We start from the raw sequence: 26,667 nt of genomic DNA, 5'->3' as shown, positions 1-26,667 counted from the left end.
TAAGGATGCCTTTAGAAAAGGCATCCTTATTTTGAACCGATCTTAAGTTGAACATACAAAAAGCTTTTCTTATCATGTCCCGCAGAAAGTACGGTACGGGCGTAAAGTCGGCTCTGGAAGGCACGTATATTCCGCCTGTTCCTGGGAATGAGCATATGGCTGAGAAAGAGCCTTCACCAGCTTTTCCATCACACTGTAATCGCCCTGCCCCGCCGCTTCTAGGGCGGCTTCTACCCGGTGATTCCGCGGGATCACAGCCGGATTATTGTTACGCATTACTTGCTGCGAAGCCTCTTTTGATTCGGGCTGTCTGTCCAGTCTCTCGTGCCAGCGTTTTTGCCATTCAGTAAATTCCGGTGCTTTAAACAAAGCCGTATCTTCCTGCTCATCAGATGTTAAGGCACGGAACGTATTCGTATAGTCTGCACGATGTTTATGCATCAGGCTGAGAAGTTCTTCAATAAGCGCTTCATCCCCTGCTTCTTCGTTTAGGATGCCTAGTTTGGCTCTCATTCCTGCCAGCCAGTTCGAGCGGTAAATCTCAGGATAATCCGTTAATTCTTTTTGAGCAAGGTTGACGGCTTCATCCTGATCTTGATGCAGAAGCGGCAGCAGCGTTTCAGCGAATCTTGCCAGGTTCCAGCCACCGATCGGCGGCTGATTTTTATACGCGTAACGGCCATGAATATCAATAGAGCTGAAAACGGTCTCTGGATCATATACGTCCATAAAAGCGCAAGGACCGTAATCAATGGTTTCTCCACTGATGGTCATATTGTCTGTATTCATAACCCCATGGATAAACCCGACCAGCTGCCATTTGGCTATTAAAGCAGCCTGGCGCTTAATCAATTCACGAAGCAGTGAAAGATACCGGTCTTCATTTGCCTCGATATGTGAATAATGGCGCGCAATGGTGTAATCAGCCAGGCTGCGTAAGTCTTCCCCGGAACCCCATTGAGCCGCAAATTCAAAAGTACCGACACGCAGGTGGCTCGCCGCTACACGGGTCATGACCGCACCTGTCAGGCCGGTTTCGCGGTTAACGATTTCACCTGTTGTGACAACAGACAGGCTGCGGGTAGTCGGAATTCCGAGCGCATACATTGCTTCGCTGATAATGTATTCGCGCAGCATCGGACCCAGTGCTGCCCGGCCGTCGCCTCCGCGTGAATAAGGTGTCCGGCCTGAACCTTTAAGCTGAATGTCAAAACGGTCACCAGTAGGTGTAATCTGCTCGCCAACAAGTAATGCACGGCCATCCCCCAGCATGGTGAAGTGTCCAAATTGATGACCTGCATATGCCTGCGCAATTTTTGCGCCGCCTTCAGGGACCTGGTTACCGGCTAACACTTCCACCGCTTCTGCTTTCCTCAGTTCCTGTGCATCCAGTCCAAGAGAGGCAGCCAGTGAATCATTCAGAACGACAAGCTTCGGTGAGCGTACAGGATTTACATCAATAGCAGAGAAAAATGCTTTTGGAAGACGGGTATAACTGTTGTCAAAGTTCCAGCCTGTTTGGGTTGATTTGTTTTCCTTTATCATCGTATCCCCTTTTCTTTTTGTGCCTTTTATTATGTTGGTTTCCTTTTTCGCTCCATTTAAACAATGCACTTTATTTTATCATGTTACAAGCATGATTAATGTTTGCTCTAATCATTTTCTTATACCCTTTCCAGCCATTGATCAAGCTTTTAAATGGTATGGTGAATAGCGATTTTAAATAAAAGCTGATTTTGTCTTTTTTCGATATTCAGCTTTGTTTATTTTATATATATTTGAATTTTGCACATAGTGTATTATAAACAAAAAGATGAGGTACATGATTTCTAATGCGAAAATCGTAGTAATTAAATTACATAACAAAAAAGCCGATTTTCACACAAATTGACTTATCACTTATGCTTAGGTTAATTTTGGATATTGCTTTTTCTCAATGCCTATTCCATAACCGTGAGTGAATGTTCATGTTTCTAATTTGTTTACTCCGATTGCGTCGGCCAAGTCTTGCTGTGTCCATTTAAAACGTGCACGAAGTTCACGTACTCGGTTTTCTAACATCCTCATATTCCTTCCATCACTATTTTGTTTTATTGTAAATGATATATGGCATAATGCCATATATCATTGCTTTTCATACAAAAAAAGAACCAACAAAATTAATTTGTCGGTTCTTTTTGTTCATTTATATTCTTTCAGGACTTTGAACGAAATCAATGGATGTGATTCCGTATTGTTCAAATGCTTCCAAGGCCTGTACTCTGCTCGCTTGCAAAGAATCATAGTCTCTGTTTCCGCAATGGGTACAGTGGCCATATGGCACGTTGTGAATAAACAATGTTCGTCCTTTATAGTAAAGGCAGGCAATATCCAGAGACGGCAACAAAACTCCATGATGACAATAATTACAACTCGCTAACACCCTTTGCTACCCCCCATATAATAATCTCTGTATTTTAACTACTATATCATCTCTGGTTTGATCTGAAAACAACATTTTTAAAACTGGTTTTCTCATAGAAAATGAAAGAAGCATCGATACAAGTTATTCATTTGCATCGGAAAAGATGCCTGCCGAAAAATGACCGATTGAACGGAACATTAAACGGAGCCATCCTGCTTTTTCTATTTCTTCTGCCGTAACAAGATTAACCGTTTGAGTCTGGGCACCTTCTACCCCTTTAATACGGTACGTGTAGGTAACCGTTCCTGCTTTGATCCCTTCTTTAACGGGAGCTGTTAAATCTTCCTTTGAAAAGTCTATTTCTGCAACCAATTTGGGCGACTTTACGCCTTTTGGCACCACAAAATTTATTGTTTGGTCAGGTACAACCGAAACTTCTGCTTCTTTTCCATCCAGTACCGGCGCTTTTTCTTCCTGCGCTGAACTTTTAGCGGCTACGACTTGTTTGACTTCAAAATGATCGAATCCATAATCGAGCACTTTTTTCGTTTCGGTAAAGCGGCTGCCCATTGTTTCTGCGCCCATTACTACACTGATCAGGCGCATGCCGTCGCGTTCCGCTGTTCCTGCAAAACAGTAGCCGGCATTGGTGGTGTAACCTGTTTTTAATCCATCCAGCCCTTCATAAGCATATTTCTTCAGCTCTGGATCATTTTTGTTGGCTTCAAGCATCCAGTCTGAATTCACGAGAGGCTCCGCATCAGTCTCGCGAAATTGATAGGTTTGAAGAGACGTAAAATCGCTGAATTCCGGCTGGTCCTGGATAATGTGCTGGACAAGCTTTGCTACGTCCATTGCTGACATTTTTGTTTCTTTTTCTTCAGCAGGACGGAATGCAACAGGCATATCGGACCGGTCCAGTCCTGTCGCATTGATATATTGGGTTTTCGTCATTCCCATCCGTTTCGCTTCTTCGTTCATCAGCTTGACAAACTCGGCTTCCGAGCCGGCTGCAAATTCAGCAAGGGCAACCGCTGCATCATTCGCAGAATGCAGGGCCATCGCTGTGTACAGCTCTTTTACGGTGTGCTGTTCACCTTCGGCTAGATACACACTGGCACCAATTGTTTGATCCGCATTTGCTTTCACCGTTACGGTATCGTTCCAGCTTATTTCGCCTTTTTTTACTTTGTCCATCACAATATACTCTGTCATCATTTTCGTCATGCTGGCCGGCGCATAAGCTGTATCGGCGTTTACCGATAAAAGGACTTTTCCCGTTGTCGGCTCCATAAGTACAGCTGATTTAAGATGCAGGTTCAGCGAATCAGCAGATGGAACGCTGTCTGCTCTTGCAGAAGCCGTCGTAGCTATATCGTTGGTTCCTTCATCTGCCACAGCGGAGATTTCGGCAGGAGAGGAAAACGGAGTTACTGGCAGAATCAGCATACTTGTAATGAATGTACTGGCTGTTATTTTTTTGAAGACAGCTTTTTCATTTTTTATGAATCTCATAGAGAAGCAACGACATTTTTTCAAAAAATAAACCTTCTTTCTTATTATCAACACATAAACAGTGAACGATTTTTCACACCGTTTTCTATTTTAAAATAGGAAGTAAAAATAGAAAAGAAAGAACCTATTCATTTTTTTAGAAACTTAAAAAGCTTTTATTTTATTTATTGAATTTTGCATAAAGTGAAATTTGTTTTTTTATTACTTTAACTATGTCTTTAAAACTACAGGCAAAAAGAAAAGTGCAAACCCTTTGGTGGTTTGCACTTTTTACAAATGTTTTATTTACACTACTTCGACCGGCAGGCTGTGTTTCCAAAATACGCTCGACATGGCTACTTTTGCTTCTTCCTCGTCGGGTCCGTGAATTTCTAGTTTAAATGATTTTGAATTTAAAATACTGTATGTCAGGCCGAGAATACTTTTAGCATCGATTGTTTGGTTATCTGTCATAATCACAATACTTGATTTGAATTTGCTGGCTGTCTGGTTAATTTCTACGACAACCTGTGCTCTTGATTTGTCTAGTAACATGTAAGATCATCCTTTTGAAAGTGTAGTCTTTTTTCAAGCATACCCGTGGCTGCTTTATGTACAATATCATCATCCAACAGTAGAAATTCGGATAATAGATTATACTTTGCATTGGTACAAATTAGTATAACACGATTTACTTTTAATGGTATACGAATCAGGACTGAATGGGTGACAATCTGATGAATTTTTGATTTCTTTCTATATCTGCTGAAATCCATTTTTTATCCAGGAGGAAATAGCGCTCATGTTAAACACCCCGCTTGTTTTGCTCAAGCGGGGTGTTTTTAGCAGCAGCGTGCTTCATTTTTTGTATGAATTCAATTTCCTTTTTCTTTTTCTAGTAAGGAGAATTGAAGAAATTTAGCTAAACCTTCACAACTCGTTACGTTCTATTACAACTCTTACAAATTATTAGAATAATTTGTCCAGCATGTCTTGCAAAGAAGTGTTCTTTGAATCTGTCGCTGGAGCATTTTTCTTTTTCAGCTCTTCCAATGCTTTCGCCTGGCTTTTCTTGAAATCTTCTTTTAGTTTCTTGTTATTACGTTTTTGCCGAGAATCTTTCACCAGATTTTGGAGAGACTTCTCGTTCATTTTACGCAATTGTTCAACCAGGTCTTTACCCTTAGTATCCATACATTCTCCCCTCTCTAAACTGGTTTATCTATTAAAGAACATCTAGTTTCACAACGATTGCTACAAGAATTTGCAGCAATGCCTGGATGTTCACAGCCAAGTCTGTGTCAGTTGTCGTCACTTTTACGTGCTTAGAGCCTTCAACAACTGTTTTCTGCGTATTTTTTTGCTTTGTTTTAATGAATTGTTTAAGGTCTTGAAGCACTGATTTGCCCTGATCTGAATCGCCAACTGTGATGCTTAGGACAACAGCAATTGCTGCCTGGATGCCAAGCTGAAGGGAAACTGCTACCTGTGTATCTGTTGTGTGTACCTCTACATCCTCAGAGTCTTTTACGATAATCCACTCAAACGATTTTTGCTCGTTTGACACAACTTGATCGCCTTCCTGCAAAACGTCTGCACCGTTTTTACCGTTGTGATTGTCATCACAGTGATCCAGTGCTCTCCATTTTTTTTCAGCCATATTATTCACCTCTCTTATTTTTTTACTAAACTCCCATTACAGAACGTCTAGTTTAACAACTAAAGCAACTAGCACTTGCAGAAGCGCCTGGATATTGACGGCCAGGTCTGTGTCAGTTGTTGTGATCTTAACGTCTTTTGAATTTTCAACAAGAATCTTCTGCTTGTTTGTCTGCTCCGCGTCAAATTGCTGGAACAGTTCCTGAGCAACCGACTCGCCTTCATCGGAATCACCAATTGTGATGCTGACAACGAGCGCAATAGCCAGCTGCAAGCCTACTTGCAGAGAAACAGCAGCCTGTGTATCAGTAGACTGAACTTCAACGTTGCATGAATTTTTAATCCATACAAGTTCATCAGATTCTTGTTCAATCACTGATTTTTGAATGCCCTCCTGCACAACCACTGCGTCCTCATGCTCATCTTTCTCTTCATGATGTTTGTCTTCACGGTGCTTGCGCTTATGCTTTTTGAACTCGTTTTCTTCCTCAAAACATCTTGACATAGCTTTAACCTCCTTTTTCATGTTATACAGTACTGTATGAGCCAATCGTTCTTGCGGTAGCGGCATATGTAACTAGTTTAAAAAAATAAAAAAACGCCTCTATAACAGTCGCTTTCAAAAGATAAATTATGAAGGGTACCCTGTAATAAACAGCTCCTATAATCATTTGATCAACTTTTTAAAATAAAAAAATCCTTCTTAAAAAACCTTTAAAATTCTTTTATTTTAAAAAGTGACAATCTAATCTTTTAATTTAGGCATCTAACAAGGTTTCACTTGTATAACAAGCAGACAACCTGTTATAATAAATCTATCTTACATAAGTTGGAGGGAATCATTCATGGCAAATGTAACGTTTAAAGAAAGCCCCATTACACTAACTGGAAATGAAGTGAAAGTGGGTGATCAAGCACCTCATTTTACTGTATTGGCAAATGATCTTTCTCAGGTTTCCCTGGCTGATACAAGCGGCAAGGTACGGATTATAAGCGTAGTACCATCTATTGATACAGGCGTTTGTGATGCTCAAACACGCCGGTTTAATGAAGAAGCGGCAGCCTTGGCGAACGTTGAAGTGCTGACCATTTCAGCTGACCTTCCATTTGCCCAGAGCAGATGGTGCGCAGCGGCTGGTCTTGAAAATGTTAAAACTTTATCTGACCATCGTGATTTCTCTTTCGCTCAAAATTATGGCGTTGGCATTGAGGAACTTCGTCTGCTGACACGTTCTGTTTTCGTATTGGATTCAAATGATAAAGTTATTTATGTAGAGTATGTCCCTGAAGCAACCAATCATCCGAACTACGAAGCAGCCATCGAGGCAGCAAAATCTTCCAATTAGTAGTACAAGAAAACCGGCTTTGGCTTTTGCCAAAGCCGGTTTTTCTTTTTAACTAAATTTTTATTTCAAAATCAGCACTTCATTGTATAAAGCTCAGCAACCTTTGCACCAATACAAAAAAGCAGGATAACCGCTAATGGCTATACCTGCTTTTTATTTTAGAAAGAGAGATTAATATTTTTCATTATTTTAATCTGTTTTACTTTTTTTAATTAATATAATGAAGCACACATAAGTACATCTGCTCCTTCTTTTACACAAACATCCATATATCTGGATTATCCATTATAAGATAAACATCCAGTGGCAGATCCGCTGCTAGATGAACAGAACAGCTTCTACTATTACCGGCCTAAGCGTTATATGAAACCTAAATTTAAGGTCACACCTGTTCCATTTCCTCAATTTTATTTACACGATTTTCATGCCGTCCTCCCGATTCAAAGGGCGTTTCGAGCCAAATCTTCACAATATCGCGGGCCAGCCCCGGACCAATAACCCGTTCACCCATTGCCAGCATATTCGAGTTATTATGTTCCCGTGTCGCTCTGGCACTGAAAGTATCATGTACAAGGGCACAGCGGATTCCTTTTACTTTATTGGCCGCAATACTCATGCCTATACCCGTTCCGCATACTAAAATGCCCCGATCCACTTCCCTGCTGGCGACTTTATCTGCGGCCAGGCGTGCATAGTCGGGATAATCAACAGAAGCCCCGCAGCCACACCCTAAATCAATATATTCTACCTGCATTTCTTCTAAAAGAGCGGCGATCTCTTTTCGAATCGTTACCCCTCCATGGTCAGATGCAATGACGATTTTCATGCGATTCTCTCCTCTTAAAATGGTTTTTTCTTAACTGGCTGTCTCATTATGTACTTTCATTTCCTTTAATTTTATAGCAGGATTGGCTTTTATAAGCCAATCCTGCTTTTTGTAATCCCTTTCATTAAATATCAAAAAAACAACTCCGCGCACTGTTATTATCTATTCATTCGTTATCTTCATTGTTCTGGCTGCAGTTCTCACATTCGCAATTAGAATAAAGAAACGTAACTTTTTCATCCTCAAAGTGACCAATTGTGGCATTACAAGTGTAGCAGATTAAAGTTCCCAATTTATTCCCTCCCTCCATAACTTGTCTACTTGTATACTATGTTTACCGCAATTAAAGTATAACTAAACATCAAAGACCTGTCAATTGTTTTTGATAGGGCTTTCATGATTCAATGATTTTTTCTGGTAAGTCTTATTTTATTATTGGCTAAAGCGATTTATCCCTTTCCTTGAGAGCAAGAAAAAGCTGTTTCAATTCCTCTTTTTTAAATGCCTTCTTAGTCAAGAATCACATAATTATTTTGCCCTACAAAAGGGAAAAGTATATAATAATAGTACTTGTATGACAACTAATAACCATTGAAAGAAGTGATTTTTATTAATTTCAATCCTGTATCCAGCAAAAAATTATATATTCAAATTTATAACCAAATTCTTGCGGAAATTCAGGCAGGCTCTTTTAAAGTAGGAGATAAACTTCCTTCGGAAAGAGAATTGTGCGCCCAGTTCGGCGTCAGCCGTGCACCTGTCAGACAGGCTCTTAGTGCATTGGAAATGAATGGTATCATTTATTCCCGCCAGGGAGAAGGGGTATTTGTGAAAAGCACGCATATCATAAATGGAAATTCACAATCCCTTGAGTCGGTATCTCCAGAGGATATCGTAGAAGCGAGAATGAATATCGAGCCATTAATTATCAAATTTGCTGCTTTACGAGCGACGGATGAGGATATAGAGGAACTAAAACAGACGATTAAAAAAATGGAAGAGGAAACGCGTTCTGGCATCTATGTTCCCGAAACGGATGAACAACTACATATGGGCATTGCTAAAGCGTCGCATAATGATTTATTTATCACGTTTATGTCTTCCATTACGAGTGCAATGAAGCAGCAGGAAATGTGGCAGTTTATTCGGGACCGGACCGTTACCCGGTCAGATTATCAGGAAGTGAACTTCCAAGAGCATAAACTGCTTATTCAAGCGATCGAGGATCGCAATGAAAAAGAAGCAGTCGAACGCATGACCGCCCATATGCAAAATTTATATGACCGCTATTGGAAAAGCTGAGCTTTATGATCTGGTTATTTGAAGTGCCTTGTTAAAGGCGCTTCCTCTTTTTATAAAAACAAATAAAATAAAGGCGTATATCGACAGGCTTGCTGCCTGTCGATATACGCCTTTTCCTTTGCTTGTTATGCTTCTTTTTGGTTTTCTAATCCCAAGCATCTCGGACATATTCCATATAACACTTTAACACCTTCAGGACTATGAGCTGTATCGATCACTTCTTCACAAACCTGGCATACAATCGTATCTTGCTTCACTTTTAATTCCTTTACCATGATTTATCGCCTCTATTCCTCTTATTTAAAAAGGCCTTTAAGAATGCTGAACGTTTTCTTAAGTTAAACTAATCTGATGGACATATAGACGTTTCATTTTCACTGTAAAAGCATTTCAAGTAATTGATAATCATCTCGTTTGTTTATAGATGCCTGATCGATCGTTTCAATGTCTTTGCAGATAATTTTGTTTTCTTTCATGCCGACCGCCTGTCCAGATTGGCCCTGTATCAGCAGCTCCACTGCTTTTACACCTAGTTTGTTGGCCAGGACCCGGTCAAAAGCAGAAGGATCTCCTCCTCTTTGGATAAAACCTAAAATCATCGTTCTTACCTCAATCTGCAGTTTTTCTTCAATGTATTGCTGCAGAGAAGGAAGGTCATACATTCTTTCTGTAATAATGACGACATTATCCTTTTTCCCGCTGCTGATTCTTTCTTGCAATTGGCGGCAGATTGTCTCAAAGTCCAGTTTTCTTTCTGGAGTGGAGATGATTTCTCCCTCCCCTGCCAGAGCGGAATAAAGAGCCAGATCGCCGCAGTATCTTCCCATCACTTCCACGATAGTCGTTTTACTATGAGAAAATCCTGTATCCTTGATTTTCCCGACGCAGTCAAGCACTGTGTTTAGTGTAGTGTCAAATCCAATGGAGTAATCTGTATATGGCATATCATTATCAATTGTACCCGGGATGCCAGCTATCTTTACGCCCAGCTGGTGCAATTTCTGGGCTCCTTTTAAAGAACCTTCCCCGCCGATAACGACCACCGCATCTATTTCACATTCCCTTAATGTGCGAACTGCCTTCATTCTCCCGGCGTCCTCCATAAATTCTAAAGATCTGGAGGTTTGCAGGATCGTACCGCCTTTGTTCGATATGTTTTCGACACCTGAAAGAGTCAGAGGATACATCGTCCCGTCAATCAAACCTTGATAGCCGCCTTGGATCCCCATAACCTCTGCCCCGTAGTGATGGGCTGCTTTAACGACAGCTCGAATAGCCGCATTCATTCCTGGAGCATCTCCTCCACTTGTTAAGACTCCCAGCTTTTTCATGATTAACACACCTCTTAGAAGATTAGGAATTTTTCTTTGTTTTCGAAGATGGGCCAGAATATGAAAGATTTCTACCGTATGTCTTGTTAAAATCGATTCTTTCAGCTAGACTTTTCCAGGCCGGATTTCTCTGAGCTATTTTCTACTTTTAGCGCTTTCCCTGATTGTTTAACCAGGAAAACAATAATAAGCGAAGCAAGAATCATGCTAATGCCTAAGAAAATCATGCTCGTATTAAATGAGCCAGTTACATCTTTAATGTAGCCAACAATATATGGTCCGAAAAATCCGCCAAGATTTCCAATACTGTTAATTAGCGCAATGGCACCACCTGCTGCAGCTCCTGTTAAGAAAGAAGGCGGAATCGCCCAAAATGGAGAGTAGGCACCAAATGCGCCACATAACGCAATAGTTAAAAATACAAATGCTAATACAACATTTGAATCTGCTACATAACTGCTGACAATCATGGCAATGGCACTAACTGTTAAACAAGCGGCCACATGCAAGCGTCTTTCATTTTTCTTATCAGAATGGTTGCCGACCAAAATCATCACGACCATTGCACAGGCATACATAAGACCTAACAGCCAGCCCATACCTTGCGTGCTTAAAGAAGTCGTTTGGGATAATCCTTGCGAAATAGTCGGCAGGAACATATTAATGCCGTAGTAGCCAACCATCCAGCAGAAGTAACCAATCGATAGAATTAACACATCACGATCTTTTAAAGCTTGGGCGAATGTATAATGCTTAACCTCTTCTTTTTCCAATCTTTCTTTTGTTGTTATGTCGATAAGCCACTTCTTTTCATCTCTATTCAGCCATTTTACATCCTCTATTTTGTCATCCAGGTAGAAAAATGCAATAACACCGAGAATAAGCGCTGGAATCGCTTCTAAAATAAACAGCCATTGCCAGCCGGCCATACCAAGCCAGTCAATTCCTAAAAGAAAGGTGGAAAGCGGAGAACCCAGTGCATTAGCACCCGGAATGGCCAGCATAAAACCAGCAATTGCTTTTGCATGGTGTTTTGTTTGGTAAAAACCACTTAAGTAATACACCATACATGGATAAAAGCTTGCTTCTGCTACACCTAATAAAAAGCGGGCTGTGTAGAACTGCCACGGCTCTTTAACAAACGCCATTAATATGGCGATAACAGCCCATGTGACCATGATCCGGCTAATCCATTTTCTAGCTCCAATTTTAGTCATCATTGCGCTTCCTGGTACTTCTAATAGGAAGTACCCGATGAAGAAAATTCCGGCTCCTAACCCAAATACAGCATTGGAAAATCCTAAATCTTCATTCATTTGCAGGGCAGCAAACCCGATGTTAACACGGTCTAAAATAGCAATAATAAAACATAAGAACAAAAATGGAATCAATCGGAGTGTTACTTTACGAGTAGTGGAACGCTCTAATGCGAGTTGGTCCATTATAATTCCCCCTTAAGCTTGTTTTGCCTTCCTTCTTGTTGCCATGTTCCAAAGCTTAGAAATAAACTAACTAATTATCCGTTCTTTTTTGAAAAGGCGAGATTCCTTTACCGGGAAGTAAAAGATGTAATGGCATTCCTATTAAGCGCTTACAAAAACTGCTTTTTTCATGGGTCGAAAACCGCCAGCTTATTGACTTGTTTTCAGGAAAGAAACGGGTCAGGCATATAGAATATGCCTGCTCCGTTGAACCTTAATCCATATGTGAACCGCCGTTAATATCGATCTCTTCACCAGTAATGTAAGACGCTTCCTGAGAGGCCAGGAACGCAATCGTTGCAGCAATCTCTTTTGTTTCACCCGGACGTGCCATTGGGATGCTGTCGATGACCTTTTTCGCATCTTCTTCAGGAAGTGATTTCCATATATCTGTATTTACAAGGCCGGGAGCTACACAGTTTACTGTGATGCCATCCTGCCCCACTTCCCGGGCAAGGTTTTTAGAAAAACCTAATACAGCTGCTTTAGAAGCGGAGTAATGAGCCCCGCCAAAGACGCCGCCGCCTCTTTTGGCAGATACAGAAGATAAGCTGATAATGCGGCCATATTGCTGTTTTTTCATTGTGGCCAAGACAGCTTGTGTGCACAAGAACAAACCAAACATATTGACGTTGAATACTCTTGTCATATCTTCGAGTGTCATATCTTCAACGGTTACTTTTTGAGAAATTCCAGCATTGTTCACCAAAATATCAATACGTCCGAACGCCTCAAGCGTTTTGGCTACCATTTGGTCAACTGATTCCTTGTTTGTTACATTCACTTCTACCCCGATGGCTTTTCCGCCATTTTCCGTAATCGCTTCTACTGTATCCCAAATACCGGCTGGATTCATATCAGCTACCACAATCGAAGCACCCTGCTCCGCAAGCGTTAATGCAATCGTCCGTCCAATTCCTTTTTCGGAACCGCTTCCAGTCACTACAGCTACTTTATCATTTAATGTAAACATGGCGTACTCCTATTTTCATATTTTATTTTTAAAGCATTTCTTTTGCTGTTTGAACAATGTTTTCAATGGTAATGCCGTTGATTTCCATCAGCTTTTCATAAGGAGCTGATTCTCCAAACTGGTCCTGAACTCCAATTCGTTTCACTCGGCCTCGTCCTTCTTCCGCTGCTACTTCACATACAGCACTTCCCAGACCGTTCAGGATGTTATGATCCTCCACAGTCACGATGTTTCCGATATCAAGGCACTCTACTACTGCTTCCCTGTCTAGAGGCTTAATCGTATGCATATCTAAAAGCGTTACTGAAACCCCTTGTTCTTCCAGCTGCTTGGCCGCTTCTAAGGCAAGGTATACGGTATCACCATTCGCGATAATTGCAATATCTTTTCCGTTCTTTAATTTCTTGGCTTTTCCGATGATGAATTCTTCATTTTCGTCATAAATAACCGGCACCGCGTCACGCGTAAAGCGGAGATACATTGGACCATACGTATTCGCTGCCTGCTCGATCAGTTTTCTTGTTGAATAGTAGTCAGAACCCATAATGACCGTCATATTTGGAAATGATCTTAAAACGCCCATATCTTCAATCGCCTGATGGCTTCCCCCGTCATTTCCTGGAGTCAGTCCGCCGTGTGAGCAGGCGATCTTTACATTCAAGTTTGGATAGCATACTTCCTGGCGGATTTGTTCTGCCATCCGCAGCGAGCCAAAAACAGCGTAAGTGCTTACAAATGGAATTTTACCAGTTGTTGCAAGACCTGCTGCCAGGCCGGCACCGTTCTGCTCCGCAATCCCGACGTTCACATGCTGATTAGGAAGCTGCTTAATGAATTCTCCTGTTTTACATGACTTGCCGATATCAATATCTACTACGTAAATATTTTTATTTTCTTTTCCTAATTTAACGATTTCATCACCGAAAGCTTCCCTTGTCGCTTTTTTTGTAATTACTGCTTTTTCAGTCAGGCTCATGATTTTAAACCTCCTGCTAATTCTTCTAGTGCTTGCTCATATTCCTTTTCATTTGGCGCTACACCATGCCATGAGCAGACGTCTTCCATATAAGAAACGCCTTTGCCTTTAATCGTGTCGGCTACAATGCATTTCGGCTTTCCATTTTTCGCTTTTGTTACTTCATCTAATGTCTGCACGATCTCTTCCATCGAGTGTCCATCAATTCGTTTCGTTTCAAAACCGAATACTTCAAACTTTTTCTCGATGTCCTGCAGAGGCATAATTTCCTCACAGAAGCCATCAATTTGCAAGCGGTTATTATCGACAAAGACAATTAAGTTATCCAGGTTGTATTTTACGGCTGTTTGAACCGCTTCCCAAATTTGCCCTTCCTGGCACTCCCCGTCGCCTACCATAGCGAATACCCGATAATCTTTTTCGTCTCGTTTGCCTGCAAGTGCCATACCGACGCCGCAGGAAAGTCCCTGGCCTAGTGAACCGGTTGAAATATCGATGCCCGGGCATTTCTTCATATCAGGATGACCCTGGAATGGCGATCCGTATTGTCTAAGCTTGTATACGTTTTCATATGGAACAAAGCCTCGGAGCGCCAAGGCAGCATATTGAATAGGGGCTACATGGCCTTTTGAGAGAACGAAACGGTCCCGGTCTTCCCATTTCGGATTTTGGGGATCTATATTCATTTCTTTAAAATAAAGGGCGGTGATGATATCTGCAGCGGATAATGACCCCCCTGGATGTCCGGACTGAGCTTCAAAAATCATTGTAATGGCTGTTTTTCTAAGCTCAATCGCTTTTTCTTGTAGTTCCGCAACACTTACTTCTTTCACTACAATCACCTCTGTCATAATTTAAGATGTAAACTTAATTACTTGTTAACTTGTGTACTTGTATGACAACTAGCTTATGTGAACACTATACAACTGTTGAAAGCGTTTGTCTACACCTTTTTTTCAAAAAATTTGTTTTTTTGTATCCGGATACATTTTTGCATTGATTTATCAATTGCTTATGTTAAAACCACCAAGTTTATATAAACTGCTCTTAAGCTAACTTTTTTCTAATCACTTTTAAGGTTTTTAGTTTTTTGTTATGTATATAGATTTATGTCATTAAAAAAGAGCATACTCGAAAAAACATGCTCTGAGAATGTAGATAAAGTAAGAAAGCAGGCTGATTGAAAACGTCTGTCTTTCCAGGAACACCGCCGGCTGGGAAGCGGAGTGACCTTTTCGGGGTCATGAGCATTCACAGCCGGCAAGTGACGCCGAAAGCGGGCGTGTGTCAACAGCCTGAGAGCATGTTATGAAAAAACATGCTCTTTTCATCAAAGTGTTAACCACTCACTATGTTGAATTTTATATGTTTAATCCGTTTTCAAATCCATCTCTTCTGCAATCCTTCAGTTTTTATTTTTTACTTTTTCTCACTCTCTTCAGAATAATTCTTTGAACATATTTAAACCTGCCTGCTGCACATTAATCAGCTTGTCACAGAAACGGTCAAATTCCTCGTCGGTCTTTTGCAGTTCCGGATAGGCCAAGATATGTTCAATTGCTTCTCTTACTCCTTCATCGAACCGTTTCGTTGCGATGAAATCCGGGACAAGTCTTTTGATTTTGCTGTTGTCAAACACAGCACACCCAGCTTTGTCCCCGAGTAATGGCCCTTCTAGATCCGGTCGGCAGCCAACGAGGAAATCAGTCGCTACATGGATTTTTTTCACTTCCATATCAAAAACAGACCCAATACAGTCATAAATTTTGTTCCAGGTAAGGGCCTCATCCGATGTAATATGAACCGCTTCCCCTATAGCCCCTTGATTGGCCATCAGTCCGACAAATGCTTTAGCAAAATCGGTGTTATGCGTTAATGTCCAAAGCGACGTACCGTCACCATGAATAATAACCGGCTTTCCTTGTCGGATCCGTTCTACAACCTGCCAGCTGCCGTTTTTCCCATAGAAGGCTACCGGCACCTTTTGTTCTCCATATGTATGACTTGGACGCACGATTGTGACTGGAAACTGATTGTTGCGATATTCCGCCATCAGCACCTCTTCACAGGCGATTTTGTCCCGCGAATACTCCCAGTACGGGTTTCTTAATGGTGTACTTTCACTTGTTCGATAATAAGAAAGTGGTTTTTGATAAGCGGAAGCGGAGCTGATAAAAATAAACTGCTTCGTTTTGTTTGTAAACAACCTTATATCACGCTCAACGTGCTCTGGCTTAAAGGCGATAAAGTCCACAACCACATCGAAATGGAAATCCTTGATGAGTTCGGCAACCGCTTTTTCATTTTGGATATCTCCTTTGATAACCGTTGCGCCTTCAGGTACTTGATCCAAACGGTTCCCTCTGTTTAAAAGGTATAAGTCCCATCCTTTTTCCACGACAAGCTTTGATACGGCGCTGCTAATTGTCCCGGTTCCTCCGATAAACAATGCCTTCATCTTCTCGCTCCTCCCTTTTTAAAACGCTTTACCTTTTAAATTTTAATCAACCAGGCTTTGAGTAAGCAAGGCTTATGGTTTTATATTTTCGAAAAAGAAGATATTCTACAAAGAGAGGGTATACTGTGACTACTTAAGAAAGTTATATATAGCCATTAAAAAGCGAGCAGTTAAAGGGAGGCCCAAGAATGTATCCTTTTAAAAGCAGGAAATCCGTTTGTTCGGGGAAAGATACCGCGTTATATCCTCATATTGTGACGGCAGATGAAGAAACGGAAAAGATGTCTGAACAAATCGCTCAAATCATTCGATCATCCCCAGTAGATCCTGTGTTTTTATGCATCGGTTCTGACCGTTCTACAGGAGATTCTTTCGGTCCTTTAGTCGGCACCATGCTGAAGGAACATCAAGTGCCGTATCAAGTATTTGGCACACTCAGTGATCCGGTACATGCTCTTAATTTAAAAACAGTATTAAAAGACATTCAAAAAAAGAAACTTCATTCATTTATCTTTGCCATCGATGCCTGCTTGGGAGATTCTCACCAGATTGGTTCCATTCATTTTAATGAAGGACCTTTCCGTCCTGGCAATGCTGTCCATCAAGCATTACCACCCGTCGGTGATTATCATTTAAAAGCGGTCGTCAACCATTTCGATCCCTTTTTCCCTGTTCATTCTTTAAATCACACAAGACTAGACACAGTCATGAAGCTGTCCAAAAAAACGACCGCTCTTTTGATCAATGCCATTGAGCGTATAAACAGGGCAAGTGAACCAGCTTCTTCCTAACCCAAATATTAAAGTGTTTTTCTGCCTGCATGTTTCGTCATATAAAAGAGCTGATTGGACCTTAGCCAATCAGCTCTTTTCCTGTCTGCTTTTTACTTCTCTCGAATCACCAGTATAACACCCGCAAAGATAAACAGGGTGCCTATCCAAAAAGAAAAACCAATTTGTTCATTCAGCAGCAGCCAGCCCAGTAATGTTCCGACCACTGGCTGGAAAAAGAAAAATAACCCGCCGCTTGAAGCGTTAAGCATCTGCAGGCCTCGATTCCATAGTAAAAAAGCACATGCTGTTGAAACGATGCCGAGATATAAGAGACCACCCCAGACAGAAGGATGCATCATTGCGTGAAAATCAAGCTCAGCTAACCGTCCAACAGTAAAAGGCGTTAATAGAACAATAGCAACAAGAACCGCATAACCGGTAACGACAATTTGAGAATATTGTCCGGGCACTCGCTTAACCAATACAGACATGAGTGACCATGTTACAGCTGCAGCAAGCAGGGAAAGACCGCCAAGTTGATAAGATGGATCAATTTGAGCGTTTCCTACGATAATACTGACACCCACTGTAGCTAAAAAAACAGAAATGGCTTTTTTAACGGTAATCTTTTCTTTTAAAATGAGACGTGCAAACAGCACCATAAAAGCAGGTGTTGTTGAAGTAATAATAGCTCCCATTTGGGCGGTTGAAAGCATCGTGCCAATTTCCTGAGTCACAATAGAAATAGTATTACCGATAAGCCCAATTAGGAAGATCATCAGCCAATCCTTTTTTTCAATTCGCCAGGATTGTTTTTTGATGAGACTGATGATTAACAGAGCAAAAATCGCAATCACATACCGCAGCCAGACTAATTCCAGCGGTGGAACGACCTCTACTACGACCTTTACAACTACATACATTCCACCCCAAATACTGGCGGCAATAGCTAAATATAATGAACCTAACAAAGTGTTTTTCATTCTGCACCCTCCGTTTTTTTAGACAATTCCTGTCCTTAACGGAGATGTCGTTTTCCACCGTTAAGGAAGAAAAGCGACTGGTACATCATGCTCAAATAAAGGTTTGCACAACATCGTATCCATCTCACTTTCATCATTTTCTATCTATTATATCTTTATTTTGTTCATTTGGAGTAAAAAAGGGGCACTATTTTGCTTTAAAATAAGAGTAAACGAGCTTTTTTCCAAAATAAAACAGCCTGCTGCTTGATATAAGGCAGCAAGCTGTTTGAACTCATCTTATTGTAGAATAATCGAATCTTTTATCAAAACTTCCGTTAGTTATTTCCAATAAGCTGGCTCATTAAATGTACTACAAGCTTGAAAATCTATCGCTTGCCATTTCTACATTTCAACAGCATCAGAGGCTTTTCTGTTATTCATTCACGTGTACGGGCACATTATGACGAAAGAATACATCGGTCATCGCTTTTTTTGCTTCTTTCTGGTCCGGTCCATGAATTTCAAGTTCAAAGGTTTTAGAGCTTAAAACAGAATACGTCAGCCCAAGAATACTTTTTGCATCAAAACTTTTACGATCTGTTTTAATGACAATGCTGGATTGGAATTCTTGCGCCGTTTTATTGATCGCAACAACTAATTCGGCAAATGTGTTGCTTATTTCCATGCTCGTCTCTCCTTCAAACACACATTTTATACCAAGCCTGTAAGCAGCATTCTTTTCTCAAAATCCTACAGACGGTTTTTAAAATTGGCGTTTCGATTTTTCTTCGTTTTGCAGCAATACGGCTTTCTAATTCGCCGGGGAGTAAATGTCTCATTTCATGATTATTGTCGACGAATTGTTTATTAATTGCCGGATTACTTTTTGCATAATACCCCCGTGCTGGTAATACTCGATATCTACAACATTATCAAGACGTACGGTCACATTAAATTCAAAAGCTTTTCCGTCTTTACCTGTTGCTTTAATTCTAATCTTTTGTCCGGGCTGAATCTCATCTGATAAGCCGATTGTCTGAAAGATTTCTGTTCCTTCAATGCCTAAAGACTCCGCGTTTTCCCCCCTCTCAAACTGAAGAGGAAGCACACCCATTCCAACCAGGTTACTGCGGTGAATACGTTCAAAACTTTCGGCAATCACAGCTTTAACACCGAGCAGTGCTGTACCTTTCGCCGCCCAGTCACGGGAACTGCCTGTGCCATATTCTTTTCCGGCGATAATAAATAGTGGCGTATGATCTTTTTTGTATTTTAGCGACGCCTCATACATCGACATCACTTCCCCGCTCGGCAGGTATTTTGTTACGCCTCCTTCTGAGCCGGGAACCAGGTAGTTGCGGATTCGATGGTTAGCCAGCGCTCCCCGAATCATGACCTGGTGATTGCCGCGCCGTGAAGGATAAGAATTCAAATCTCTCGGCTTCACACCACGGCTTTTTAAATATAAACCAGCCGTACTGTTAGCTGGCACTACGCCAGACGGCGAAAGGTGGTCTGTTGTGACCGAGTGCCCTAATACGGCTATCGCACGGGCATGCTGAAAATCAGCGATGTTTCCTGGCTGGGCAGGCAAATCTTTTAAGAATGGCGGCTCTTGTACGTAGGTCGAGGATTCTTCCCAGTCAAAAAGCGGTCCTTCTGGAATCTCTAACCCATTCCATTTTTCATTGGCTTTGAGTATATTTTGATATCTCATTTGAAACAGCTCAGGCCGCAGGGCATCCCCAAGCCATTTTTGTGTATCCGCTAAAGACGGCCAAATATCACGCAGATAAACAGGCTGATTGCTGGAGTCGTGCCCAAGAGGCTCTGTTGCAAAATCAATATCAACTGTGCCAGCCAGTGCATAAGCGACTACCAAAGGCGGTGAAGCCAGGTAATTGGCTTTGATTTCAGGATGGACCCGGCCTTCAAAATTACGGTTTCCTGACAGAACGCCTGCTACCGTCAAGTCGTGCTGGCTGATCGCTTCGCTTATTTCAGAAGGAAGCGGTCCTGAGTTGCCGATGCAAGTAGCACATCCATACCCGGCAATGTGAAAGCCCAGTTTTTCTAAATATGGAAGCAGCCCTGATTCTTGAAGATAATCGGTGACTACACGTGATCCTGGCGTTAAGGAACTTTTTACAAAAGCAGGCTTAGACAATCCCTTCTCAACTGCCCTTTTTGCAAGCAGCCCTGCCATCATGAGAACGGTTGGATTGGACGTATTGGTACAGCTTGTGATAGCTGCCAGTACGACGGAGCCATTTTTTATAACCGACGTTTCCCCGCTTTCGTGCGTAACCGGAACTTCTTTTTTCAGCGCTTCCTCGGTAACGCCATAGCCGCCCTCAACCACCGGCTTGCGGATGATTTCCCGGTAATTTTCTTTCATGTCTGTTAAGCTGATTCGGTCCTGTGGCCGTTTCGGACCAGCTAAGGAAGGGACAACGGTAGATAAATCCAGCTCAATCACTTCAGGATAATCTGGATCTTCACTGTCCTTTTCCATAAACATGCTCTGGGCTCTGTAATACGCTTCAACCAGGTTGACCTGCTCCTCGTCACGTCCGATCAGCCGCAGGTAGTGAATGGTCTGCTCGTCTACAGGGAAAAAGCCCATTGTGGCTCCGTATTCTGGCGCCATATTCGCAACTGTAGCGCGGTCAGCTACGCTCATGGAACGCACACCTTTGCCAAAAAACTCTACAAACTTTCCAACCACGCCTTTTTGACGAAGAATGTTTGTAATGGTTAGGGCAAGATCTGTGGATGTTGTTCCTTCTGGAAGTGATCCAGTCAGCCGGAAACCGACCACTTCTGGCGTAGCAAAATACAATGGCTGTCCAAGCATCGCTGCTTCCGCTTCTATACCGCCTACTCCCCATGCCACAATCCCAAGACCATTTATCATGGTTGTGTGAGAGTCTGTTCCAACAAGTGAATCAGGATAAACAACAGCCTGCCCTTCCTCTTGTTTTACCGCCGTGACAGTGGACAAATACTCCATGTTAATTTGGTGCATAATACCCGAAGAAGGCGGGATAATGTTCAGGTTATCAAATGCCTGCTGTGCCCAGCGCAGGAAACGAAACCGCTCACCATTACGCTCCATGTTGACTTTCTCATTGAGCTCCAGGGCATCTGGCCGGGCAAAATAGTCGACGGTTACCGAATGATCCACGACTAGATCAACTGGAATCAAAGGATTGACAGCCGAAACATTTCCTCCTGAGCGCTTCATCGTTTCACGCATGGCGGCTAAATCCACAATGGCCGGAAGCCCTGTTGTATCATGCAATAAAATGCGCACAGGCTTAAATGGAACTTCTTCATTCGGTTCTCTTTCCACTGTCCAGTCCGCCAGCTTCCGAATATGCTCTTCCGTGATGGAGGTTCCATCAAATGTACGGATGGCTGCTTCTAATAGTACCTTGATGGAATAAGGGAGTCTTGCTATATGCTGAAACTTTTGATTGTCTAATTGATGAATGGGATAATACTTGTATTCGTTTTCATTTACTTTCAGGCTGACTGGCTCGATATATCCTTTTGTCTTCATGCCGTTTCCCCTTTTCTGTTCTAAATAGAAATTAGCTTATTTCTATCATACTGAATCGTTTCTTTTCGAAAAAATAGCATTTTTTCATAGTTAAACATGAACGATTTCCATCTTTCTTCTTTAGAAACCATAAAGGGTATGATATGTTGTAGAAAAAGGAGGGCGCATATGGACGATCGGGACTGGTTAATTTTACATACGCTTTTTCATGAAAAAAGTATTACAAAAGCGGGACAAACCCTTTTTATTGCCCAGCCGACCTTAACGAAACGGCTGAAGCAGATTGAAACAGAGTTTGGGGTTAAAATTGTAAACCGCGGCATTAAAGGCGTACAGTTTACCCCTGAAGGAGAATATTTAGCAAAACGGGCTGAAGAACTTTTAGATACATTTCGTGAAATTAAAGAAGAAGTCGATAATTTTAACCATATTGTAGCCGGCACGCTTCGAATTGGTGTTTCAAACTTTATCAGCAAATATAAACTCCCCGGCTGGTTAAAACAATTTAAGGAACAGTATCCGGACGTTGAATTTCAAATTGAAACCGCCTACAGCAGGCAAATCTACCAGCTTGCTTACAATCATGATATCCATATTGGCTTTATCCGCGGAGAATACAACTGGCCCGGCCATAAAGAGCAGCTGTTTGAAGAAAATTTATGTGTGTTTTCCAATGAGCTGGTCACACTCGAAGATCTGCCTCATCTGGCCAGGATTGATTATCAAACGGACCAGCTTTATAAACATATGACAGATAATTGGTGGGCTGAGCACTACTCACACCCGCCTTCGATCGGCATCACGGTAGACCGGGCTGATACATGTAAAGAAATGGTGTTAAACGGTTTAGGGTATGCGATTCTGCCATCTTTATTTTTTAATGAAACGGATCCTATTTACAAAATTCCGCTTCAGACCAAAGACGGACAGGCACTGACACAAAAAACGTGGATGGTGTATCACCCAGAAGCTGAAGAATTAAACGTCGTGAAAGCTTTCGCTGATTTTATTAAGCAGCATGTCGCTTATAAGAACTAAAAAAGCAGGCCAGAAAAAACTGGCCTGCTTTTTTATGTGAACAAAAGTAGCTGCAACCGGGTATTTACATAGAAATGGCTCCTGTTAATAGAGCTGCAATAATCATGACCACACAAGTTCCGATTGCCCACTTTAAAATAAATTTTTGGTGCTCTCCAAAATCTACTTTTGCCATTCCGACTAATAGATGGGTGGAAGCGATAAGCGGGCTCATTGCGTGTAGCGGCTGGCCAAGCACAGATGCTCTGGCAATTTCAACCGGGTCCACCCCGTACGCTGCCGCGGTTTGCGCAATAATAGGTACTACACCGAAATAATATGGATCATTTGCCATGACATACGTTAAAGGCATACTGGTGATGGCAGTTATTAAAGCAAAAGACGAGCCAAGTTCTTCAGGGATAATGGATATGAGGCTGTTCGCCATTTCATCCACCATATGCGTTCCAGATAGAATACCTGTAAAAACGCCTGAAGCAAAAATTAACGCGACTACGATTAGGACACTATCAGAATGAGAAGCTAATACTTTTTTTTGAATTTCAAGGTTTGGATAATTCACTAATAGCGCTAAAGCAAACCCTATCAGAAAAAGAACAGGCAGAGGAAGAACCCCTATCACTAGTGCTGTGATTAACGACAGCGTAAGAAGAAAATTAAACCAGATTAGCTTAGGCCGTTTTAACTCTGAATCCACTACAGTAGCTGCTTCCTCCTGAAATTGCAGCGGAAGCTTAGACATATCTAAGTCCATGATTCCTAATCTAGTACGTTCTTTTTTCCCCAGCACATACGCTGTAAAAAACACCCAAGCCAAACCTACCGCCATGATTGGAACAAGAGGAAGAAACACATCATTCGCATCTAAATTTAATGCGCTTACAGCTCTCGCCGTTGGCCCTCCCCACGGCAGCATATTCATCACCCCAAAAGCCATCATAGATACGCAGGTTAAAATAAGCGGGTTCATCCCAAGGTACGTATAAAGAGGCAGCATCGCTGAAACGGTTATAATATAAGTGGTTGTCCCATCACCGTCAAAAGCAACAAGAGCAGAAAGAACCGCTGTTCCGATGACAATTTTTAAAGGATCTCCTTTAACGATAGCTAATATCTTTTTGATGAGCGGTTCAAACAATCCGGCATCAATCATAATGCCAAAATACATAACCGCAAACATCAGCATAATCCCTGTCGGTGCTACCCCGCTAAGCCCTTCCAGTATCATAGGGCCAAGGTCTTTTCCAAAACCGCCAATGATCGCAAAAAACAAAGGCACCACAATTAAAGCAAGTAAAGCGGACATCTTTCGAGTAACGATTAAAGCAATAAATACCAGCATCATGACAAAACCCAATAACGAAACCATCCAATCCCTCCCGTTTCATTTGTATACGCTTACAATAAAATGCAATTTATCCTGCTCCGCAACAAGCCGATCTTGACCATCCATTCATTGTTTGCAAGTCTTTTATTCTATTAAATGGCTGCTTCATCTAAACCTGAAACTGGACAATTCCAGCTCTATGTACCATTTTCAAACTTCTTTTATGACGTGTTTGCTTGTTTTTATCCCCCTTCTCCTCTTTTGTTTTTGCATCAAGCAGGCTCATTTCTATCATACTGAATCTCGCTTCTCTGTAAAAATAGCGATTTTTCATAGTTAAGCATCACCAATTTCCATTGATCATAGTTTATTCCGGCGTTTAAACACATTCTAACCGCCTTATTATTTAATCGCTTTATGCCATTCTGTAAAACGATGTTTTATAAAGACAGTCAATTTCTTGCTTTTAAGGTGAAGCGGCTAATCATAAAAATATTTACACACATGCAGCAGGCTGTTCTGTCATTAAAAAGAAAAACAGGCCAGTTTCGGCCTGTTTTCTTATGATAAGAAGCGATCTAAATACGCAATAATTTCTTCTCTCTTGCCTGATACTTTTTGAGCTCGTTTAATATCTTTGTCTGCTTTCTCTATCGATTGTTTTAACACTTCTTTTTCTGCTTCCTGTGGAATAACGGTGACTCCATCCGCGTCTCCCACAATAATATCACCTGGCTGAATAGTTACACCGCCGCAGGAAATCGGTACATTGATTTCTCCCTGCCCTGCTTTTCCGCTTGCGGCAATGGTTGTCCCTTTGCAGAAAACGGGGTAGTTTAGTTCTTTGATGCCGACTACATCCCGAATCACGCCATCTACGATGATACCTTTAATGCCAAGCGTCTGCGCCATCCCAACAATAAAGTCACCCGCTATCGCCCGGTATGTGTCTCCTTTTGCGTCAATGACCAAAACATCGCCTGGTTTTGCTTCCCTGATTGCTTTCAGCACGACTAAATTATCACCAACCGGCATTTTTACTGTAAAAGCCCGCCCGGCAACACGGTATTCTTCTTTGAGCGGCTGAATCGCTGATGACAAATTGTTCATTCCTTGCAGCGCATCTGAAATACAAGTCGTTGGAACGTCCTCAAATTGTTCTACAATATTCATTTTCACTTGGTTTTCAACAGTCATTTTTCTCTCTCCTTTAATTATCCTTCTTCATTTAAAATTAGTTTTTTCCCTCTCAGTTTTAAAAACAGAGGCGTTAAAATCCACAGAATCCCGACAATAATAAAAGCCAGGGAAAGTGGTTTTTGGAAGAAAATCATTACATCGCCGTTAGAAAGCGTCAGCGCTCTCCGCAAATTATTTTCAATCATAGGCCCTAATACCAGGCCCAGTACAAGAGGAGCAATCGGAAAATCATTTTTTGAAAGAAAATAGCCGGCTACTCCGCAGGCAATCAGCAGACCTAAATCAAAAACAGAAAACTGGACCGCATAAACGCCAAAGAAAGAAAAACCGATGATTAACGGAATCAAGTATTTGGCAGGTGTTTCAACTACTTTGGCAAACACTTTAACCATAGGCAGATTTAAGATCAGTAAAATCGCATTTCCAACAAACATGCTGGCAATCAATCCCCAGGCAACATCCGGGTGTTCTTCAAAAAGAAGCGGGCCAGGGGTAATATTAAACATAATAAACGCGCTCATTAAAATGGCTGTGGAACCGGATCCCGGAATACCTAGTGTCAGCAGAGGAACAATGGCCCCTCCGGCCGCCGCATTGTTTGCAGATTCCGGAGCCGCTACTCCTTCAATAGCTCCCGTTCCGAACTTCTTCGGATTTTTGCTTAATTTCTTTTCCATAATGTAAGAAAAGAAAGAAGCAAGAGTAGCCCCGGCACCAGGAAGAACGCCGATGAAAAATCCCAAAACCGATCCTCGTGCAATCGGAAGAGAGCTGTCTTTTAAATCCTGTTTAGTCGGGATGATCCGGGTAATCTTGGCAATCTCGCCGTCATTGCTTTCTCTTTCTAAAATGGCTTTAAACACTTCTCCTACCGCAAAAAGACCTACTGCGATCGTTAAGAATTCTAATCCTGAATAAAGAACCGGCATGTCGTATGTAAAACGGGTAACACCCGATACAGAGTCGATGCCAATTGTCGCCAGAAGCAGGCCGAAGACGGTCATCATCAAGGCTTTCGTTATAGATTTGCCGCCAAGACCGCTTACAGCCAGGAGGCCAAGCAGCATAAGAGACGTATATTCTGCCGGACCGAACTTTAACGCAATACTGGCCAGCGGATTAGCCAGCAAAATCAAACCAATCAAGGCAATTAATCCGGCCGCAAAAGAGCCGATTGCGCAAATAGCCAAAGCGATTCCCGCCCGGCCGTTTTTAGCCATTTGATGCCCATCAAGTGTCGTTACAACCGAGGATGATTCACCTGGCGTGTTCAAGAGAATGGACGTAGTAGACCCGCCATACATAGCTCCGTAGTATACGCCAGCCAGTAGAATAATAGAGCTTGTGGCTGCTGCTTCGGCAGGAAGTCCGCTTGTAATGGATGCGGTTATAGGCATTAAAAGAGCGATTCCGCTCATGGGGCCAATCCCAGGAAGAACGCCAACAGCCGTCCCAATCAACACTCCGAAAAAAGCGAATAAAAGATTGTGCCACTGCAGTGCTGTTGCAAAGCCCTGCAGTAAGTAATCCAGCGTGCCCATCTAACCCC

Annotated in this window: 26 protein-coding genes and 1 pseudogene; 4 read left to right on the top strand and 23 right to left on the bottom strand. The window is 41.9% G+C overall.

Features of this window, described 5'->3' with window-relative positions; all coding sequences use genetic code 11:
- Window positions 1-72 precede the first annotated feature (72 nt).
- The 8 genes and pseudogenes from RRU94_RS06485 to RRU94_RS06460 form a co-directional block, all read right to left on the bottom strand.
- Complete coding sequence (locus RRU94_RS06485) at window positions 73-1,545, bottom strand: protein adenylyltransferase SelO (RefSeq protein ID WP_315690971.1); 1,473 nt, start codon at window positions 1,543-1,545, stop codon at window positions 73-75.
- A gap of 432 nt (window positions 1,546-1,977) precedes the next feature.
- A pseudogene (locus RRU94_RS25670) lies at window positions 1,978-2,061 on the bottom strand (transcriptional regulator); the annotation flags it as partial.
- A 124-nt stretch (window positions 2,062-2,185) separates the two neighbouring features.
- Window positions 2,186-2,422, bottom strand: a complete 237-nt coding sequence (locus tag RRU94_RS25665; RefSeq protein WP_369335180.1) for a YgiT-type zinc finger protein — start codon at window positions 2,420-2,422, stop codon at window positions 2,186-2,188.
- A 123-nt stretch (window positions 2,423-2,545) separates the two neighbouring features.
- A complete protein-coding gene (locus tag RRU94_RS06480; protein WP_410492976.1) occupies window positions 2,546-3,919 on the bottom strand; it encodes a D-alanyl-D-alanine carboxypeptidase family protein in 1,374 nt (457 codons plus the stop codon).
- Between the two features lie 285 nt (window positions 3,920-4,204).
- Entirely contained in the window at window positions 4,205-4,453 is a 249-nt protein-coding gene (locus RRU94_RS06475) for an HPr family phosphocarrier protein (RefSeq protein WP_242235609.1), read from the bottom strand.
- A gap of 414 nt (window positions 4,454-4,867) precedes the next feature.
- On the bottom strand, window positions 4,868-5,092 hold the full coding sequence (locus RRU94_RS06470) for a hypothetical protein (protein ID WP_315690969.1): 225 nt from the start codon (window positions 5,090-5,092) through the stop codon (window positions 4,868-4,870).
- A gap of 31 nt (window positions 5,093-5,123) precedes the next feature.
- Window positions 5,124-5,558 carry a spore coat protein gene (locus RRU94_RS06465; RefSeq protein ID WP_315690968.1) on the bottom strand — a complete coding sequence of 145 codons (435 nt, stop codon included), beginning with the start codon at window positions 5,556-5,558 and terminating at the stop codon, window positions 5,124-5,126.
- 36 nt (window positions 5,559-5,594) lie between these two features.
- Complete coding sequence (locus RRU94_RS06460; RefSeq protein ID WP_315690967.1) at window positions 5,595-6,062, bottom strand: spore coat protein; 468 nt, start codon at window positions 6,060-6,062, stop codon at window positions 5,595-5,597.
- A 340-nt stretch (window positions 6,063-6,402) separates the two neighbouring features.
- Between RRU94_RS06460 and tpx the strand changes: the two genes are divergently transcribed.
- Window positions 6,403-6,903 (top strand): thiol peroxidase, encoded by a 501-nt coding sequence (gene tpx, locus RRU94_RS06455; RefSeq protein WP_315690966.1) that lies wholly within the window; start codon window positions 6,403-6,405, stop codon window positions 6,901-6,903.
- Between the two features lie 382 nt (window positions 6,904-7,285).
- Here the strand turns inward: tpx and rpiB are convergent, their stop codons facing one another.
- Window positions 7,286-7,729 (bottom strand): ribose 5-phosphate isomerase B, encoded by a 444-nt coding sequence (gene rpiB, locus RRU94_RS06450; RefSeq protein ID WP_315690965.1) that lies wholly within the window; start codon window positions 7,727-7,729, stop codon window positions 7,286-7,288.
- Between the two features lie 166 nt (window positions 7,730-7,895).
- Entirely contained in the window at window positions 7,896-8,039 is a 144-nt protein-coding gene (locus tag RRU94_RS06445) for a GapA-binding peptide SR1P (protein WP_410492930.1), read from the bottom strand.
- A gap of 290 nt (window positions 8,040-8,329) precedes the next feature.
- On the opposite strand from RRU94_RS06445, the gene RRU94_RS06440 reads away from it, so the two are divergent.
- Window positions 8,330-9,031, top strand: coding sequence for a FadR/GntR family transcriptional regulator (locus RRU94_RS06440; RefSeq protein WP_315691959.1), 702 nt, complete (start codon window positions 8,330-8,332; stop codon window positions 9,029-9,031).
- A gap of 125 nt (window positions 9,032-9,156) precedes the next feature.
- Here the strand turns inward: RRU94_RS06440 and RRU94_RS06435 are convergent, their stop codons facing one another.
- From RRU94_RS06435 to RRU94_RS06405, 7 genes are all read right to left on the bottom strand, one after another.
- Window positions 9,157-9,306, bottom strand: a complete 150-nt coding sequence (locus tag RRU94_RS06435; protein WP_315690963.1) for a GapA-binding peptide SR1P — start codon at window positions 9,304-9,306, stop codon at window positions 9,157-9,159.
- A gap of 99 nt (window positions 9,307-9,405) precedes the next feature.
- The gene (gene pfkA / locus RRU94_RS06430) at window positions 9,406-10,362 is read right to left on the bottom strand and encodes a 6-phosphofructokinase (protein ID WP_315690962.1); all 957 of its coding nucleotides are present in this window, start codon (window positions 10,360-10,362) and stop codon (window positions 9,406-9,408) included.
- Window positions 10,363-10,463: 101 nt separating this feature from the next.
- A complete protein-coding gene (locus RRU94_RS06425; protein WP_315690961.1) occupies window positions 10,464-11,804 on the bottom strand; it encodes an MFS transporter in 1,341 nt (446 codons plus the stop codon).
- 253 nt (window positions 11,805-12,057) lie between these two features.
- On the bottom strand, window positions 12,058-12,816 hold the full coding sequence (locus RRU94_RS06420; protein ID WP_315690960.1) for an SDR family NAD(P)-dependent oxidoreductase: 759 nt from the start codon (window positions 12,814-12,816) through the stop codon (window positions 12,058-12,060).
- Between the two features lie 28 nt (window positions 12,817-12,844).
- Window positions 12,845-13,792 carry a transketolase family protein gene (locus RRU94_RS06415; RefSeq protein WP_315690959.1) on the bottom strand — a complete coding sequence of 316 codons (948 nt, stop codon included), beginning with the start codon at window positions 13,790-13,792 and terminating at the stop codon, window positions 12,845-12,847.
- A complete protein-coding gene (locus RRU94_RS06410; protein ID WP_410492928.1) occupies window positions 13,789-14,643 on the bottom strand; it encodes a transketolase in 855 nt (284 codons plus the stop codon). The genes RRU94_RS06415 and RRU94_RS06410 overlap by 4 nt, the downstream gene beginning before the upstream one ends.
- Before the next feature lie 587 nt (window positions 14,644-15,230).
- Window positions 15,231-16,250 carry an SDR family oxidoreductase gene (locus tag RRU94_RS06405; protein ID WP_315690957.1) on the bottom strand — a complete coding sequence of 340 codons (1,020 nt, stop codon included), beginning with the start codon at window positions 16,248-16,250 and terminating at the stop codon, window positions 15,231-15,233.
- A gap of 188 nt (window positions 16,251-16,438) precedes the next feature.
- Here RRU94_RS06405 and yyaC point away from each other — a divergent pair, with 188 nt between their 5' ends.
- Window positions 16,439-17,041: a spore protease YyaC gene (gene yyaC / locus RRU94_RS06400; protein ID WP_315690956.1), complete on the top strand. Its 603-nt coding sequence runs from the start codon at window positions 16,439-16,441 to the stop codon at window positions 17,039-17,041.
- A gap of 92 nt (window positions 17,042-17,133) precedes the next feature.
- Here the strand turns inward: yyaC and RRU94_RS06395 are convergent, their stop codons facing one another.
- From RRU94_RS06395 to acnA, 3 genes are all read right to left on the bottom strand, one after another.
- A complete protein-coding gene (locus tag RRU94_RS06395; RefSeq protein WP_315690955.1) occupies window positions 17,134-18,006 on the bottom strand; it encodes a DMT family transporter in 873 nt (290 codons plus the stop codon).
- 415 nt (window positions 18,007-18,421) lie between these two features.
- The gene (locus RRU94_RS06390; RefSeq protein WP_315690954.1) at window positions 18,422-18,673 is read right to left on the bottom strand and encodes an HPr family phosphocarrier protein; all 252 of its coding nucleotides are present in this window, start codon (window positions 18,671-18,673) and stop codon (window positions 18,422-18,424) included.
- A gap of 150 nt (window positions 18,674-18,823) precedes the next feature.
- Window positions 18,824-21,553: an aconitate hydratase AcnA gene (acnA, locus tag RRU94_RS06385; protein WP_315690953.1), complete on the bottom strand. Its 2,730-nt coding sequence runs from the start codon at window positions 21,551-21,553 to the stop codon at window positions 18,824-18,826.
- A 168-nt stretch (window positions 21,554-21,721) separates the two neighbouring features.
- Between acnA and RRU94_RS06380 the strand changes: the two genes are divergently transcribed.
- Window positions 21,722-22,591 carry a LysR family transcriptional regulator gene (locus RRU94_RS06380; protein WP_315690952.1) on the top strand — a complete coding sequence of 290 codons (870 nt, stop codon included), beginning with the start codon at window positions 21,722-21,724 and terminating at the stop codon, window positions 22,589-22,591.
- A gap of 64 nt (window positions 22,592-22,655) precedes the next feature.
- Here the strand turns inward: RRU94_RS06380 and RRU94_RS06375 are convergent, their stop codons facing one another.
- From RRU94_RS06375 to RRU94_RS06365, 3 genes are all read right to left on the bottom strand, one after another.
- Window positions 22,656-23,960 (bottom strand): CitMHS family transporter, encoded by a 1,305-nt coding sequence (locus RRU94_RS06375; protein WP_315690951.1) that lies wholly within the window; start codon window positions 23,958-23,960, stop codon window positions 22,656-22,658.
- A gap of 519 nt (window positions 23,961-24,479) precedes the next feature.
- Window positions 24,480-25,115 (bottom strand): RraA family protein, encoded by a 636-nt coding sequence (locus RRU94_RS06370; protein WP_410492927.1) that lies wholly within the window; start codon window positions 25,113-25,115, stop codon window positions 24,480-24,482.
- Between the two features lie 17 nt (window positions 25,116-25,132).
- On the bottom strand, window positions 25,133-26,659 hold the full coding sequence (locus RRU94_RS06365) for a tripartite tricarboxylate transporter permease (RefSeq protein WP_315690950.1): 1,527 nt from the start codon (window positions 26,657-26,659) through the stop codon (window positions 25,133-25,135).
- Window positions 26,660-26,667 lie beyond the last annotated feature (8 nt).

The organism is Domibacillus sp. DTU_2020_1001157_1_SI_ALB_TIR_016 (genome assembly GCF_032341995.1).
In the GTDB taxonomy this organism is placed as follows: domain Bacteria; phylum Bacillota; class Bacilli; order Bacillales; family Domibacillaceae; genus Domibacillus; species Domibacillus indicus_A.
This window is presented reverse-complemented; position numbering and strand designations above follow the sequence as displayed.